The organism is Pseudomonas sp. NLJ1 (genome assembly GCF_049486705.1).
Lineage (GTDB): Bacteria > Pseudomonadota > Gammaproteobacteria > Pseudomonadales > Pseudomonadaceae > Aquipseudomonas > Aquipseudomonas inefficax.
On the sequence record NZ_CP137735.1, the window covers coordinates 2,059,941 to 2,074,854 of the forward strand.

The 14,914-nt window shown below is 63.6% G+C and carries 13 protein-coding genes; 4 read left to right on the forward strand and 9 right to left on the reverse strand.

Going from position 1 to position 14,914, the window contains the following annotated elements; genetic code table 11:
• Positions 1–2: 2 nt before the first annotated feature.
• The 4 genes from R9B85_RS09230 to R9B85_RS09245 form a co-directional block, all read right to left on the reverse strand.
• Positions 3–1,046, reverse strand: coding sequence for a PDDEXK nuclease domain-containing protein (locus R9B85_RS09230; protein WP_207877247.1), 1,044 nt, complete (start codon positions 1,044–1,046; stop codon positions 3–5).
• 143 nt (positions 1,047–1,189) lie between these two features.
• Positions 1,190–2,581 (reverse strand): GABA permease, encoded by a 1,392-nt coding sequence (gene gabP, locus R9B85_RS09235; RefSeq protein WP_112253584.1) that lies wholly within the window; start codon positions 2,579–2,581, stop codon positions 1,190–1,192.
• Between the two features lie 419 nt (positions 2,582–3,000).
• Entirely contained in the window at positions 3,001–4,347 is a 1,347-nt protein-coding gene (gene gudD, locus R9B85_RS09240; protein WP_112253585.1) for a glucarate dehydratase, read from the reverse strand.
• A 19-nt stretch (positions 4,348–4,366) separates the two neighbouring features.
• Positions 4,367–5,719, reverse strand: a complete 1,353-nt coding sequence (locus R9B85_RS09245) for an MFS transporter (RefSeq protein WP_423770985.1) — start codon at positions 5,717–5,719, stop codon at positions 4,367–4,369.
• A gap of 261 nt (positions 5,720–5,980) precedes the next feature.
• Between R9B85_RS09245 and R9B85_RS09250 the strand changes: the two genes are divergently transcribed.
• On the forward strand, positions 5,981–6,688 hold the full coding sequence (locus R9B85_RS09250; RefSeq protein ID WP_112253587.1) for a FadR/GntR family transcriptional regulator: 708 nt from the start codon (positions 5,981–5,983) through the stop codon (positions 6,686–6,688).
• A 149-nt stretch (positions 6,689–6,837) separates the two neighbouring features.
• Here the strand turns inward: R9B85_RS09250 and R9B85_RS09255 are convergent, their stop codons facing one another.
• From R9B85_RS09255 to R9B85_RS09270, 4 genes are all read right to left on the reverse strand, one after another.
• Complete coding sequence (locus R9B85_RS09255) at positions 6,838–7,848, reverse strand: zinc-dependent alcohol dehydrogenase family protein (RefSeq protein ID WP_423770986.1); 1,011 nt, start codon at positions 7,846–7,848, stop codon at positions 6,838–6,840.
• A 164-nt stretch (positions 7,849–8,012) separates the two neighbouring features.
• Positions 8,013–8,603 (reverse strand): HAD family hydrolase, encoded by a 591-nt coding sequence (locus R9B85_RS09260; RefSeq protein ID WP_207877245.1) that lies wholly within the window; start codon positions 8,601–8,603, stop codon positions 8,013–8,015.
• Positions 8,600–9,469, reverse strand: coding sequence for an acyl-CoA thioesterase II (gene tesB / locus R9B85_RS09265; protein ID WP_423770987.1), 870 nt, complete (start codon positions 9,467–9,469; stop codon positions 8,600–8,602). Before tesB ends, R9B85_RS09260 begins: the two co-directional genes overlap by 4 nt.
• Before the next feature lie 96 nt (positions 9,470–9,565).
• Positions 9,566–10,135, reverse strand: coding sequence for a GNAT family N-acetyltransferase (locus tag R9B85_RS09270; RefSeq protein WP_112253591.1), 570 nt, complete (start codon positions 10,133–10,135; stop codon positions 9,566–9,568).
• A gap of 178 nt (positions 10,136–10,313) precedes the next feature.
• Between R9B85_RS09270 and R9B85_RS09275 the strand changes: the two genes are divergently transcribed.
• The 3 genes from R9B85_RS09275 to R9B85_RS09285 all read left to right on the forward strand — a co-directional run bounded on the left by R9B85_RS09275 (position 10,314) and on the right by R9B85_RS09285 (position 13,431).
• Positions 10,314–11,000, forward strand: coding sequence for a histidine phosphatase family protein (locus R9B85_RS09275; protein ID WP_207877243.1), 687 nt, complete (start codon positions 10,314–10,316; stop codon positions 10,998–11,000).
• Between the two features lie 126 nt (positions 11,001–11,126).
• Positions 11,127–12,041, forward strand: coding sequence for a histone deacetylase family protein (locus R9B85_RS09280; protein ID WP_061303542.1), 915 nt, complete (start codon positions 11,127–11,129; stop codon positions 12,039–12,041).
• 148 nt (positions 12,042–12,189) lie between these two features.
• The gene (locus R9B85_RS09285) at positions 12,190–13,431 is read left to right on the forward strand and encodes a TIGR03862 family flavoprotein (protein ID WP_112253593.1); all 1,242 of its coding nucleotides are present in this window, start codon (positions 12,190–12,192) and stop codon (positions 13,429–13,431) included.
• A gap of 117 nt (positions 13,432–13,548) precedes the next feature.
• Here the strand turns inward: R9B85_RS09285 and R9B85_RS09290 are convergent, their stop codons facing one another.
• A complete protein-coding gene (locus R9B85_RS09290) occupies positions 13,549–14,880 on the reverse strand; it encodes a DEAD/DEAH box helicase (protein ID WP_112253594.1) in 1,332 nt (443 codons plus the stop codon).
• Positions 14,881–14,914 lie beyond the last annotated feature (34 nt).

Here is a 14,914-nt window from a genome sequence, read left to right on the forward strand (position 1 = left end):
GCTCATGCGCCCTGTTCCTCAGCAGCGCCTAAGGCATAGAACTCATGCAGCTTGGCTTGCAGCAGTGCCTTGTCCGGCAAGCGCGTTTGATACTCCGCAATCAGCGCTGGAGACAAACTGCGATTAAGTGCGTACTCGACCACCTCGTCGTCCCTGCTGGCACATAGCAACACGCCGATGGCAGGGTTTTCATGAGGCTTACGCTCATTGCGATCCAGCGCCTCAAGATAAAAATCGAGCTTGCCCAGGTACTCGGGCTCGAAGCGACCAACCTTCAGTTCGATCGCTACCAGGCAGTTGAGACCACGGTGGAAGAACAGCAAGTCCAGTGCGAAATCCCGGCCGCCAACCTGAAGTGGATATTGAGAGCCGACGAAGCAGAAATCCCGGCCCAGTTCGCTCAGGAACTCTTTTAGCCGGTCTATCAATGCGCCATGCAGGTCTGCTTCGGCATGGTCCCTAGGCAGGCCGAGGAACTCGACCATGTAGGCATCTCGGAAAACCTCCATGGCTGCCGGGTAGTCCTGCCGCAGTGCTGCCGAAGCCCTCGCTGGGCTTGCGACGCTGCGCTCAAAAAGCGAGGCCTTGAATTGCCTTTCCAATTCTCGGCTTGACCACTTTTCCTGTACTGCCATGCGCAGGTAGAACTCGCGCTCCTGGGGAAGCTTGCTCTGGCTGAGGATCGTCAAATTATGAGTCCACGGCAATTGTCTCAGCAGTGCTGAGACTTTCTCATCGTGGCGATACGCCTCATAGAATTGACGCATACGAAACAGGTTAGGCCTGGTAAAACCACGTAGGCCCGGCTGCGTCTGAGCAAGGTGAGCAGCCAGCTGGCTTACCACCGAATCCCCCCATTCAGCCCTCTCCAGCTTTCGACCAATGTAGGCTCCCACCTGCCAGTACAAATCGATCAACTGAGTATTGACCGCCTGCGCCACCCGCTGCCTGGCGCCTTGAATCAACGCCAGCACTTCCTCAAAACGGTCATCCTTTACCAAAGTAAGGGCCGGCGGCGCTTGTGGGTCTTGTTGTTCAGCGCTCATGCATCGACTCCCTTTATGAATTCGAAAGGGAGTCTACGCCCGGTGAGCCGCCGTTCGAGCGTCAACAACACCGAACAAGTGTTTCAAAAAAACAAAGGGCACCATCCACTGGTGCCCTTTGCCCTACCGCCAGGTGACCTCAATCACCCCATCGAGCGCACCCCCACCGGTTGCGCGTTGCCCCGCGTGGTCACGATCCCCAGGAAGGAAATCACGATCGCCAGGCCCAATGTCGAACTCACTTCTGCCCGGTGTTCAGGCGTGTACATCATTACCGCCAATGCCCCGCCAATGAACAGGATCACCGCCCAGGTCAGGTACGGGAAAAGCCACATGCGGAACTTCAGCTCGGTGTTTTCCCGCTCCAGGCGGCGGCGCATGCGCAGCTGCGAAATGGCGATGACCATGTACACCAGCAAGGCAATGGCGCCGGAGCTGGCCAGCAGGAACTCGAACACGCCCTTCGGCGCGAAGTAGTTGAGGATGGCAATGGCCGCGCCGATCAGAGTGCTGCCGAACACCGCAGCACGCGGTACACCCACCTTGGAGGTCTTGTTGAGCATGGCCGGCGCATCACCGCGCTTGGCCAGCGAGTACATCATCCGCGAGGCGATGTAGATCGACGAGTTCATGCAGCTGGTCACTGCCACCAGCACCACCAGGTCGACCATGAAGGCAGCGTTGGGGATGTTCATGATCTCCAGCGCACGCTGGTAGGAGCCCACCACCGCCAGCTGCGGGTCGTTCCACGGCACCACCGAAATGATCACGAAGATCGACAGGATGTAGAAGGTGCTGATGCGCCAGATCACCGAGCGAGTAGCCTTGGCGATGTTGCGCGACGGGTCGCTGGATTCGGAAGCTGCGATGGTCACCGCTTCGGTGCCGATGAAGCTGAACATCACGGTAATGAACGCACCGACCACGGCCGACCAGCCCTTCGGCGCGAAGCCGCCGTGCTCGGCCATCAGGCCGCTCAGGCCGCTGACCTCGCGGTTGGGCAGCCAGCCCATCAGCGCAGCGAAGCCCAGGCCGATGAAGCCGAGAATGGCCGTGACCTTGAGGATGGCGAACCAGAACTCGAACTCACCGTACTTGGCCACGCTGAACAGGTTGGTACCGGCCAGCAGCAGCACCGAGGCCAGGGCGAAGATCCAGCTGTCCACCTGCGGGAACCAGGCATTCAGAACATGCCCGGCGGCCAGTGCTTCGATCGGGATTACCAGTACCCAGAACCACCAGTACAACCAGCCGATGGTGTAGCCGGCCCAGCGGCCGATGGCCTGCTCGGCGTAGGTGGAAAACGATCCGGTGTCCGGGTGTGCCACGGCCATTTCGCCGAGCATGCGCATGACCAGCACCACCAGGGTCCCGGCCACGAAATAGGAAATTATGGTAGCTGGCCCGGCTGCCGCGATGGCGTGGCCAGAGCCGACGAAAAGTCCGGCGCCGATGATGCCGGCGATGGACAGCATCGTTACATGACGTGGCTTGAAACCTTGTGCAAGGTTGCCATCAGATCCCACGGTGTTCATTGATGTTGTTCTCTTTTTGCTGACACAAGGATGGACGGGCAGGCGTAGGCGAAAATATCTCCTTTGAAATCAATAAGTCGACAGGTTGCTCGCGCTCTGTTGTTGATATTTGGCACGCGTCACAGAGCAACGTGTCAGTGCAGGTCGGGCTTCATTTAAGCCCCCCAGGGCTGCGGGAAATTACACGAGAACGCCCCGGAACTGTTCGATCACGACAGGGCGTTTCCATTAACGCCGGATGTCGCGAATGGCATGCCCGATCGCGCCACCGGGCCGTCTGGAGCTTTTGTTTTTCATTTGGGTGTGCTGTGGCTGTACTGGCCCTTTCGCGGGCTCGCCCGCTCCCACAGGTACTCCACACCCCTCAAACCTGTGGTGCACCTGTGGGAGCGGGCAAGCCCGCGAAGAGGCCAGCAGTCTTAACGCACCAGGCAAGGCCGCTTGTTATCGAAGCTCCACCCCGGAACCAGGAACTGCATCGCCACGCTGTCGTCCCGCGCGCCCAACCCCATGTTGCGGTAGCACTCATGGGCCTTGGCCAATTGGTCTTCATCCAGTTCCACCCCCAGCCCCGGCCGTGCCGGCACGTGCACATGCCCGTCGACGATGCGCAGCGGTTCGCGGGTCAGGCGCTGGCCGTCCTGCCAGATCCAGTGGGTGTCGATCGCAGTGATTTCACCCGGTGCCGCAGCTGCTACCTGGGTGAACATCGCCAGCGAGATATCGAAGTGGTTGTTGGAATGCGAGCCCCAGGTCAGCCCCCAGTCGTTGCACATCTGCGCCACCCGGACCGAACCCTGCAGTGTCCAGAAGTGCGGGTCGGCCAGCGGAATGTCCACCGACTGCAGCTGGATCGCATGGCCCATCTGCCGCCAGTCGGTGGCGATCATGTTGGTGGCGGTGGGCAGGCCGGTGGCGCGACGGAACTCGGCCATCACCTCACGGCCCGAGTAGCCGTTCTCGGCACCGCATGGGTCTTCGGCGTAGGCCAGCACATCGTGCTTGTCGCGGCACAGGGCAATGGCCTCCTTCAATGACCAGGCACCATTCGGGTCGAGGGTGATGCGTGCTTCGGGGAAACGTTCGGCCAGTGCCGTTACCGCTTCCATCTCCTCCTCGCCGCGCAACACCCCGCCCTTGAGCTTGAAGTCGCTGAAGCCATAGCGCGCCTTGGCGGCCTCGGCCAGGCGCACCACCGCGTCCGCGGTCAGGGCCTTTTCGTGGCGCAGGCGGAACCAGTCGTCCTCGGCATCGGCTTCGTTGCGGTAGGCCAGGTCGGTCTGCTGGCGGTCGCCGATGTAGAACAGGTAACCGAGCATCTTCACCGCTTCGCGCTGCTGCCCTTCGCCCAGCAGTGCGGCCATCGGCACATCCAGATGCTGGCCGAGCAGGTCGAGCAGCGCCGACTCGATGGCCGTCACCGCATGCACGGTGATGCGCAGGTCGAAGGTCTGCAGGCCACGACCAGCCGAATCACGGTTGGCGAAGGTCTGGCGCATGGCATTGAGCACGCGCTGGTAATGGCCGATCGGCTGGCCGATCACCAGGCTGCGGGCGTCTTCCAGGGTCTGGCGGATCTTCTCGCCGCCGGGCACCTCGCCCAGCCCGGTCTTGCCGGCACTGTCGCGCAGCACCACCACGTTGCGGGTAAAGAACGGGCCATGGGCACCACTGAGATTTAGCAGCATGCTGTCGTGCCCGGCGACGGGGATCACGCGCAGGTCGGTGACCACGGGGGTGCTGGTGTGAAGGGTCTGCATGTTCATGGTTGTTGTCTCGCGGTCATCAATGGCTCTGACCCAGGGCCGAGGGGGCCTTGAGGTCATCGGAAGGGACGCCCTTTGGGCGAGTGCGTACGAAGAAGATGGCAATGGCCGCCAGCACCGAGGTCACCGCCAGGCCGTACAGGCCGCCCTGGATCGAGCCGGTCTGCTGCTCCAGCAGGCCGAAGGTGGTTGGGGCGACGAAGCCGCCGAGGTTGCCGACCGAGTTGATCAACGCGATCACCGCAGCGGCGATGCGGGCATCCAGGTAGCCCTGCGGGATCGGCCAGAACAGTGACGACGCCGACTTGAAACCGATGGCCGCGAAGCACACCGCGACAAAGGCGAAAACAGGCCCACCCGTGGTGGACATGAACATGCCGATGGCTGCGATTACCAGCGCACCTGCCACCCAGGCCTGCTGGAACTTCCAGCGCGCCGAACCGGCGGCGAAGGCATACATGGCCAGAATCGAAATCAGCCACGGGATTGAGTTGAAGAAGCCGACCTGCAGGTCGCTCAGGTCACCCATGCGCTTGATGATGCTCGGCAGCCAGAACGTGGCGGCATAGATGGTCAGCTGAATGCAGAAGTAGATCAGGCAGAACAGCAGGATCTGGCGGTCCTTGAGCAGGCTCCAGGCCGATGGCCTGACCGCGCCGACCGCTTCGCGCTCAAGCTGCTCGCGATCGATGGCGGCCACCAGTGCATCCTGCTCGGCCTGACTCAGCCACTTGGCGTCCTGCGGCCTGGAGTCGAGCCAGAAGAACACGAAGAAGCACAGCGCCACCGAGGCCATGCCTTCGATGAACAGCATCCACTGCCAGCCATGCAGGCCCAGGCCTTGAATCTGCATAAGTGCACCGGCCAACGGCCCGGAAATCAGCGACGCCAATGCCGAACCACTGAGGAAGATGGCAATCGCCTTGCCACGCTCGGCGGCCGGCAGCCAGCGGGTGAAGTAGTAGATCACCCCGGGGAAGAAGCCCGCTTCGGCAACGCCCAGCAGAAAGCGCAGCACGTAGAACTGGGTTTCGTTCTGCACGAAGGCCATGGCCGTGGCCACCAGCCCCCAGGTGAACATGATGCGGGTCAGCCACAGCCGTGCACCGACCTTCTGCAGCAGCATGTTCGAGGGCACCTCGAACAACGCGTAGCCGATGAAGAACAGGCCGGCGCCAAAGCCATAGGCCGCCGCGCTGATGCCCAGGTCGCTTTCCAGATGCGGGCGGACGAAGCCGATGTTGACGCGGTCCAGGTAGTTGACGATGAACATGATGACGAACAGCGGCAGGACGTGGCGCTTGACCTTGGCCACAGCACTGGCCAGGGCGTCGCCTTCATTTCGGGCAGACGGAGCGAGGGTATCGTTCACTTGCGGATCTCCCACTAATTGTTTTTGTGCGGGTCGAGGTTGTCTGACATGGCAGTGGGGAGGAGCATATGCGCAGCTTAGTTGTACGACAAGATGAGCAAGATCGGCAAAATCGCAAAATACAAGCTACTACAATGCCTATATGCTCATATCTTGCAAAAACCTACAGGCTACTGGTGGGCTTGAGCGTCAGAAAAATCGGCAAAAAATATTTTCATCGATTAACTTGTCGTACAAGCACAACAACAATCGGACCCCGCCATGGCCATCGAACAAGCTCACAAACGCGGCCACAGCCGCGCCCATGACCTGGTCTCCAGCCTGACGCAACAGATCCTGCTGGGTACCTTCAAGCCAGGCGACAAGTTGCCCTCGGAGAACAGCCTGGTGCGCGAGCATGGGGTCAGCCGCACCGTGGTTCGCGAGGCCTTGTCCAAACTGCAGGCCTCGGGGCTGGTTGAGCCACGCCACGGTATCGGTACGTTCGTGATGGAGCGCCAGGCCCAGGCCGGCCTGCGCATCGCGGCGGAAAGCGCAGCCAATGTGCGCGACCTGCTGGAACTGCGCATCGGCCTGGAAGGCCAGGCCGCCGCCCTGGCCGCGCTACGCCGTGACGAGGGGCACTTGGCGCGCATGCGTCAGGCGCTGGATGACTACCAGGACCTGGCCGCCGCTGGTGACAGCTGTATCGAGGCCGACCGGCGCTTTCACCTACTGATTGCCGAGGCCACTGGCAACCTGTACTTCACTGAAATGCTGTTGCAGCTGGGCAACGGCCTGATCCCGCGCAATCGCATGGCCCTGGCCGAACGCAGCGGGGCGAAGCTGGCGCGGCAGGCATACCTGGCCAACCTCGAGCATGAGGCGATCCTCAATGCCATCCGCCGGCGGGACCCGGACGCGGCGCGGGCGGCGGTGTGCCTGCACCTGTCCAATAGCCGCGACCGACTACTGCCCGAACAGGCCTGACACGATCCCCTGTAGGAGCGGCCTTGTGTCGCGAAGGGCTGCACAGCAGCCCCAGGATTTCAGCGATGATGCAAAAATTGCTGGGGCCGCTTCGCAGCCCTTTCGCGACACAAGGCCGCTCCTACAAAGAGAACCGCGTCGGGCCCTGGTTACCAGGTCAGGCAGATCTTGCCGAAATGCCGGTTGCTCTCCTGATAACGGAATGCGTCGACGATCTGCTCCAGCTCGAAATGCTTGTCCACCACTGGCCGCAGGCCGTTGGCATCGATTGCCCGCACCATCGCCTGTTGCTGGGCGCGGCTGCCAACCAGCACGCCCTGCAGACGAATCTGCCGTACCAGCGCCTGCACCAGCGGCAACTGCCCGGCCACGCCGGTGAGGATACCGATCAACGACACATGTCCACCAATGCGCGCGGCAATCATCGATTGCTCCAGCGTCGCCGGGCCACCTACTTCGATCACATGGTCGACACCGCGGTTGCCAGTCAGCTCGCGCACTTTCTCACCCCAGGCCGCAGTGCTCTTGTAGTTGATCAGGTGATCGGCACCCAAGGCCTTCAGGCGCTCCAGTTTGGCGTCGCTGGAAGAGGTGGCGATCACCGTCGCGCCGGCCAGCTTGGCAAACTGCAGCGCGAAGATCGACACACCGCCAGTGCCCTGCACCAGCACCGTATCGCCAGGTTTGAGGTGGTCGTCGCTCATCAACGCACGCCAGGCCGTGAGACCGGCCGTGGTCAGCGTGGCAGCTTCAGCATGGCTGAAGCCCTTGGGCGCCAGGGTGAAGGCAGTGGCGCGAGCGGTGACCTGTTCACGGGCGTAACCATCGATACCGTCGCCGGGCACCCTGGCAAAGCCTTCCACATTGGCCTGGCCGTCGAGCCAGTCGGGGAAGAAGGTACTGACCACATTGTCGCCAACCTGGAACTCGGTGACGCCGCTACCCACCGCGACCACCTCGCCTGCGCCATCGGCCATGGGGATGCGCCGCTCGCTCGGGCCCCACATGCCGCTGACCACGGCGAAATCGTGGTAGTTGAGGGAGCTGGCGTGCAGGCGCACGGTGATCTCGCCGGCCTCGGGTGCAGAGGCTTCGCAGGTGCCGACCTCGACCTTGTCGTAGCCGCCGCCGGGTTGTACGTAGATGGCCTTGCTGGTCATGGGTGGGTCTCCGTTCAGGAATAGATTGGGGTTCAGCATAGACAGGTCCGGCCTCTTCGCGGGTTGAACCCGCTCCCACAGGTTAAGTGCTGGACCTGAGCTCGGTGCGGTCCCTGTGGGAGCGGGTTTACCCGCGAAGAGGCCCGCACAGGCGACACAAAAACTCAGCCCAGCATCACCTTCAATGCCCGGCAATCGGCCGCATGCCAATCCACCAGCTCCGGCCACGGATTGTCCGGCAGGTTCACCAGCACCGTGCGCGCCCCCGCAGCCCGCCCACAGTCAAGGTCAAACCGGTAATCCCCCACCATCACCAGATCACCTGGTGCCACACCCCAGGCATTGGCAATTTTCAGCAGCCCATCCGGGCTTGGTTTGGGCGCCGCTTCGTCACGCCCGAGAATGTGCTCCACCGCAAAGCAGTCCGCCAGGCCGATGGCCTCCAGCGTCACATGCGCCAGCTCGCGGGCATTGCGGGTCAAAATGCCCAGCCGGCAACCACGCTCGGCCAGTTCGCGCACCAGCTCCACCGCCCCGGCGGCCGCTGTGGAGGCAATTGCCAGATCACGCTCATGCTCCAGCAGCCAGGCATGCTTGGCCGCCGCTTCGTCCGCTGGCAAGGCTGCCAGGTGGGTGAGGATGTCGTGCTCGGCCGGGATATCCAGCGCCACCCGGATAGCGGCAAAATCGTGCACGGCCACGGTCAGGGTGCCGTCCATGTCGAACACCCAGTTGCGCAGCTCGCCCAGGCTCATGCCCAGTCCTTGCGGTGGCGAATCAGGCCTTCCTGGCACGACGACGCCACCAGTTGCCCGGCCTGATTGAAGATGCTGCCGCGGCAGAAGCCGCGGGCATTGCCTGCCCAAGGGCTGTCGGTGGCGTACAGCAGCCACTCATCGGCACGCAGGTTGCCATGGAACCACAGCGAATGGTCGAGGCTGGCGATCTGCATGTCACGCTGCCACACCGATTTGCCATGGGGCAGCAACGCAGTGGTCAGCAGGCCGAAGTCCGAGGCGTAGGCCAGCATGTATTTGTGCAGGGCGGGGATATCGGGCAGGTTGCCGTCGGCGCGGAACCAGGCGTACTTCACCGGGTCGCCAGGCTTGGGGTTGAACGGGTCGCGCTCGGTGACCGGGCGTATCTCGATCGGCTTGGCGCACAGCACCTTGTCGCGAATGCGCTCGGGCAACTGGTCGGCCATGGCCCAGGCCAGCTCGACTTCAGTTGGCAGGTTCTCCGGGCCGACCACCTCGGGCATCTGCGCCTGGTGCCCGAAACCTTCCTCGTCATACTGGAACGAGGCGCTGCAGGTGAAGATCGGCTGGCCCTTCTGAATCGCGGTCACCCGCCGGGTGCTGAAGCTGCCGCCATCGCGCACGCGGTCCACCGAATACACCACCGGCAGGCTGGCATCGCCAGGGCGCAGGAAGTAGCCGTGCAACGAATGCACATGGCGTGCATCCTCGACCGTCTGGCTGGCCGCCGACAACGATTGGCCCAGTACCTGCCCGCCGTACAGCTGGCGGAAGCCCAGGTCCTGGCTGCGTCCACGGAACAGGTTCTCCTCGATGGACTCGAGGCTCAACAGGTCGACCAGGTCGTCCAACACATGACTCATCGGGGGTTCTCCTAGCAAGGCAAACAGGTCTCTACAGCACTCTTATGAAGGCAAATGATACAGGGTTTGTCATAGGCGCCGGGCATGGCCATGCATTCAGGCGCGCAGGGTACGCTCCCAGTGAGCGCGGTCGATGCGGTACAGCACATGCGGGCGCAGCGGATGGCCCACAGGCAGGCGGGGGTGTTCGAAACTGCCATTCAGGTCCTGCTGCATACCGATGGCCTGCATGACCTTCTGCGACGGCAGGTTGCTCTCGCTGGTGAACGACACCACCTCGTCCAGGCGCAATTGGGCGAAAGCACAGCGCAGGCAGGTCCACGCCGCCTCGCTGGCGAAACCCAGGCCCCAGTGACGGCGTGCCAGGCGCCAGCCGATCTCCACCGCCGGCGTGAAATCGGCATCGAACCCCACGTGCAGCAACCCGGTCATGCCGATGAAGGCACCGCTGTCCTTGCGCTCCAGGGCCCACAAACCAAAGCCGTACTCATTGAAATGCCCGCGCACACGGCCGATCAGCGCGGCTGCCTCCAGGCGTGTCAGCGGTGCCGGGAAGTAGCGCATCACCTGCGGGTCGGCACACAGGGCGGCGAACTCGCGCAGGTCGTCGTCGTGCCATTGGCGCAGAACCAGCCGCGCGCTTTCCAGTTGCAGGATTGGGGTCATGGGGCGTGCTCCGGTTTTACCGCCTTGCAGTTTACAGCGTAGGCGCGGGTGCGGGTTTCACCCAGCCGGCGCGCCCGAATGCAATTTTCACACGCCCTTCACCGCCCCCCGACAGGCCAGTTGGCAGGATGCCAGCAACACCGTCGCGCCAGCCGCGATCACGCCAACGGAGCAACACATGTTATCGAGCAACACCTTGGGGCACCCTGCCATCCACGCCCGGCGCAAGCGACGCATGACCCGCAAAGCCCTCGGTGCCGCCCTTGGCCTGTGCATGGTCGTGGCGGCGTTGAGCACCTGGCTGGCGACGAGGACGCACATCGTGGAGCTTGGCAACGATCGACAATTGAGTGACAGCGGCCTGCTGCAGGACTGGGCCGAAGGTGCGGTGATCGTGATGATCCGCCACGCCGAGCGCTGCGACAGCGCCCCCGGCCCGTGCCTGGACGACCCCACCGGCATCACCGTGGCCGGCAGCCAGGCTGCCGGGCGCGTTGGCCAGGGGTTGCACCGGTTGGGCCTGGACAACGCCGACATGCTCAGCAGCCCGAAACTGCGCACACGGCAAACCGCGCATTTCATCCTTGGCCAGGCGGTGGCCAGTGGGGACTGGCTGGAAAGCTGTGACAGCCAGTTCGCCAGTGAAGCGCTGGCACACAAACGACCGGGACATAACCTGGTGCTGGTGACCCACAACGGCTGCATCGACCATTTTGCCCGCCAGCAGAAAGTTGCGGGGGGCGAGCGTGAGAGCGGCTATGCCAGTGCGCTGTTCGTTTCGGTGGATGGCAATGGCAAGGCGCGCATCCTCGGTCGCCTGAACGAGCCGGACTGGCAACGGGTGCTGGCCAGTACCACGAAATAACGCCCCCTCGCGGCAAACACGCCCTGTAGGAGCGGCGCTGGCCAGGAGATTGATGCCAGGCAGGTTCTCCCACAGCAGTCTCCAGCCATGGCAAGATCAGCACTGGCCCCGATTGCGACCCCACCCATGCCGTTGCCGCTGATCTACCACGAAGACTACAGCCCGGAGTTCCCCGCCGAACACCGCTTCCCCATGGACAAGTTCCGCCTGCTGCACGACCACTTGATCGACAGCGGGCTCACCACCGACCAGGCCCTGCTGCGCCCGGACATATGCCCCAACGACATCCTTGCCCTGGCCCACGACCGCAGCTACATCGAGCGCTACATGAATGGCGACCTGTCGCGCGAGGACCAGCGCCGGCTCGGCCTGCCCTGGAGCGAGGCCCTGGCCCGGCGTACCGTGCGCGCCGTAGGCGGCTCGCTGCTGAGCGCCGAGATGGCGCTGCAGCACGGCATTGCCTGCCACCTTGCCGGCGGCACCCACCACGCCCATTACGACCACCCTGCCGGCTTTTGCATCTTCAACGACCTGGCCGTGATCAGCCACTACCTGCTGGAGGCTGGCCGGGTACACCGGGTGCTGATCTTCGACTGCGATGTGCATCAGGGTGACGGCACCGCGCGCATACTGCACGACACGCCAGACGCCATCACCGTGTCGCTGCATTGCGAACAGAACTTCCCGGCGCGCAAGGCACAAAGCGATTGGGACATCCCCCTGCCCCGCGGTATGGGCGACATGGCCTACCTGAAGGTGGTGGACGACGCCCTCAACTACCTGCTGCCCCTCTATCGACCGGACCTGGTGCTGTATGACGCCGGGGTCGATGTGCACAAGGATGACGCCCTGGGCTATCTGCAACTGACCGATGCAGGCGTTGCCGCCCGTGACGAAGCGGTGCTGCGCCACTGCCTGGGCCGCGACATCCCGGTGGTGGGTGTGATTGGCGGTGGCTACAGCAAGGACCGCGCAGCGCTGGCCAGGCGCCATGGCATCCTTCATCACAGCGCGGCGCGCGTCATCGGTTGTTCACAATGACTGTGGAACCGCTTGTGGATAACCTGCGGGAAAGGCGCTGCAGCCCTTTACAAACAGGGCCTGCAGAGTAGTGATCATTTTTTGATCAGTGCTTCCACAGGCCGCGCTGCGCTAGAATGCGCCTCTTTTCCACAGCCTGCTGCCCACCATGCCTGATCTGAGCCCCGCCTTCCCTCCTCTCGCTGTCGTCATCGGCGGCGGCCCAGCCGGCCTGATGGCTGCCGAAGCACTGGCCCAGGCGGGCCTGCCGGTCGAGGTGTTCGATGCAATGCCTTCGGTAGGCCGCAAGTTCCTGCTGGCGGGTGTCGGTGGCATGAACATCACCCATTCCGAGCCATACCCGGCGTTCGTCAGCCGGTATGCCGAGCGCCAGGGCGAAATCGCTGCGCTGCTGCAAGACTTCGATGCCGACGCCTTGCGCCAGTGGATCCACGGCCTGGGCATCGAAACCTTCGTCGGCACCTCGGGCCGGGTGTTCCCCACCGACATGAAAGCCGCGCCACTGCTGCGCGCCTGGCTCAAGCGCCTGCGCGACAACGGGGTAGTTATCCACACCCGCCACCGCTGGCTGGGCTGGAATGCCGAAGGTGCATTGCGGATTGCTTATCCACAAGGCGAGCGGCTGGTGAAGGCCGCCGTGGTGGTGCTGGCGCTGGGTGGCGGCAGCTGGGCGCGACTGGGCTCGGACGGTAGCTGGCAGCCGCTGCTGGCCGAACGAGCTGTGGATATCTCGCCCCTGCAGCCCAGCAACTGTGGTTTTGAAGTGGCAGGCTGGAGCGCGTTGCTCAAGGACAAGTTCGCCGGTGCGCCGTTGAAGAACATTGCCCTCAGCGTTCCCGGCAGCGCGCCGCGCAAGGGGGAGTTCATCCTGACCGCGCAGGGTGTGGAAGGCAGCCTGGTGTATGCATGGTCAGCGCCGGTGCGCGAGGCCATCAACCGTGAGGGCCATGGGGTGTTGCTGTTAGACCTGTTGCCGGACAAGCCTGTGGACAAGATTGCCCGGGCGCTGGCCAAACCACGGGGTTCGCGCTCCATGGCCAAGCACCTGCACAGCCAGCTGGGTATCGATGGGGTCAAGGCGGCGCTGTTGCGCGAGCTGACCGATCAGGCGACCTTTGCCGACCCTGATGCCTTGGCGAAGGCGATCAAGGCCTTGCCGATAACGCTGGTGCGCACACGACCACTGGACGAGGCAATCAGCAGCGCGGGAGGGGTGCGTTTCGAGGGGCTGGATGAGGGCTTGATGCTCAAGGGCATGCCGGGGTTGTTCTGTGCCGGCGAGATGCTGGACTGGGAGGCGCCGACCGGGGGGTATTTGCTGACCGCGTGCTTTGCCAGCGGGTTGCGCGCCGGGCGGGCGGCGGCAAGCTGGCTCAAATCCCGAGGCTGACACCGCTCCCCTGTGGGAGCGGGTTCACCCGCGAAACATGCGACGCGGTGTATGGCACGGGCTTCGCCCGTGTTCGCGGGTCAACCCGCTCCCACAGGGACCGTGTAGGCCGCGAATCTACGGCTTACGCTTGCGCGGCCCACCATTGAAGCTCGGCACCTTGCGCACCGCCTTCACCGCCGGCTCCGCACTGCCTGTTTCAGCGCTGTCCATCCAGCGCCCCAACCCGCGCTTGGCGCTGTTTTCCTTCGGCTTCTTGGGCTTCTTCGGTTTCTTGATCACCTGGCCACTGGCGTCGGTCATCGGCACCCGGTGGTCAGGGATGAAGTCCGGCTCTTCATGACGGGGCAGGGTCTGCCGGGTCAGCACTTCGATCGCCGCCAGCAGTTGCACTTCATCGGCACACACCAGCGAGATCGCCTCACCCTTGTTGCCGGCCCGCCCGGTACGCCCGATGCGGTGCACGTAATCCTCGGCAACGATCGGCAGGTCAAGGTTGACCACCAGCGGCAAGTCATCGATATCCAGGCCGCGAGCCGCCACATCGGTTGCCACCAGCACCTGGATTTCGCGGGCCTTGAAGCTGTCCAGCGCGCGCTGGCGGGTGGCTTGCGGGCGGTCACCATGGATACCGTCGGCATTCACACCTTCGGCCAGCAAGCGCTCCACCAGTTGATCGACGCCATTGCGAGTCTTGGCGAACACCAGTACCTGCTTCCAGCGCTGCTTGCGCAGCAGGTGGCAGAACAGGTCGACTTTGCGCTTTTTATCCACAGGCACCAGCCATTGCTTGACGCTGGTGGCCGTGGCATTGCGCGGGCTGACTTCGATGCTCAGCGGGTCATTCAGGGCCAGCCCCGCCAGCATGCGAATCTGGTCGGAGAAAGTGGCGGAGAACAGCAACGTCTGGCGCTTGCGTGGCAGCGCCGCGTACACGGACTGCAGCTCTTCGGCAAAGCCCAGGTCAAGCATGCGGTCGGCTTCGTCCAGCACCAGGGTCTGCACCTGGTTGAACTTCACGGCGTTCTGCCGGAACAGGTCGAGCAAGCGCCCCGGGGTGGCCACCAGCAGGTCGACACCACGGCGCAGGCGCATCATCTGCGGGTTGATGCTGACCCCGCCATACACCGCATAGGTACTCAGTGGCAGGTTCTCGGCGTACTCGCGTACGTTGTTGTGCACCTGCTCGGCCAGCTCACGAGTGGGCACCAGCACCAGCGCGCGGATCGAGTTGCCGGCCACCTTCTCGCCTTCCAGCGCCAGGCGCTGCAGCACAGGCAGGGCAAAGCCCGCGGTCTTGCCGGTGCCGGTCTGGGCCGCGGCCATCAGGTCGCGGCCGGCCAGTACGGCGGGGATGGCCTTGGCCTGCACCGGCGTCGGGGTGGTGTAGTCCAGTTGCTGCAGGGTGCGCAGCAACGGTTCGATCAGGCCGAGTTTGGCGAAATTCATGGCAATACCGTCAGGGGGTTCAGCGAAGGCGGCA

Coding starts and splice junctions, on each gene's coding strand:
- R9B85_RS09230 (WP_207877247.1), bottom strand. CDS start 1,046: ATGAGCGCTGAACAACAAGACCCACAAGCGCCGCCGGCCCTTACTTTG.
- gabP (WP_112253584.1), bottom strand. CDS start 2,581: ATGAACACCGTGGGATCTGATGGCAACCTTGCACAAGGTTTCAAGCCA.
- gudD (WP_112253585.1), bottom strand. CDS start 4,347: ATGAACATGCAGACCCTTCACACCAGCACCCCCGTGGTCACCGACCTG.
- R9B85_RS09250 (WP_112253587.1), top strand. CDS start 5,981: ATGGCCATCGAACAAGCTCACAAACGCGGCCACAGCCGCGCCCATGAC.
- R9B85_RS09255 (WP_423770986.1), bottom strand. CDS start 7,848: ATGACCAGCAAGGCCATCTACGTACAACCCGGCGGCGGCTACGACAAG.
- R9B85_RS09260 (WP_207877245.1), bottom strand. CDS start 8,603: ATGAGCCTGGGCGAGCTGCGCAACTGGGTGTTCGACATGGACGGCACC.
- tesB (WP_423770987.1), bottom strand. CDS start 9,469: ATGAGTCATGTGTTGGACGACCTGGTCGACCTGTTGAGCCTCGAGTCC.
- R9B85_RS09270 (WP_112253591.1), bottom strand. CDS start 10,135: ATGACCCCAATCCTGCAACTGGAAAGCGCGCGGCTGGTTCTGCGCCAA.
- R9B85_RS09275 (WP_207877243.1), top strand. CDS start 10,314: ATGTTATCGAGCAACACCTTGGGGCACCCTGCCATCCACGCCCGGCGC.
- R9B85_RS09280 (WP_061303542.1), top strand. CDS start 11,127: ATGCCGTTGCCGCTGATCTACCACGAAGACTACAGCCCGGAGTTCCCC.
- R9B85_RS09285 (WP_112253593.1), top strand. CDS start 12,190: ATGCCTGATCTGAGCCCCGCCTTCCCTCCTCTCGCTGTCGTCATCGGC.
- R9B85_RS09290 (WP_112253594.1), bottom strand. CDS start 14,880: ATGAATTTCGCCAAACTCGGCCTGATCGAACCGTTGCTGCGCACCCTG.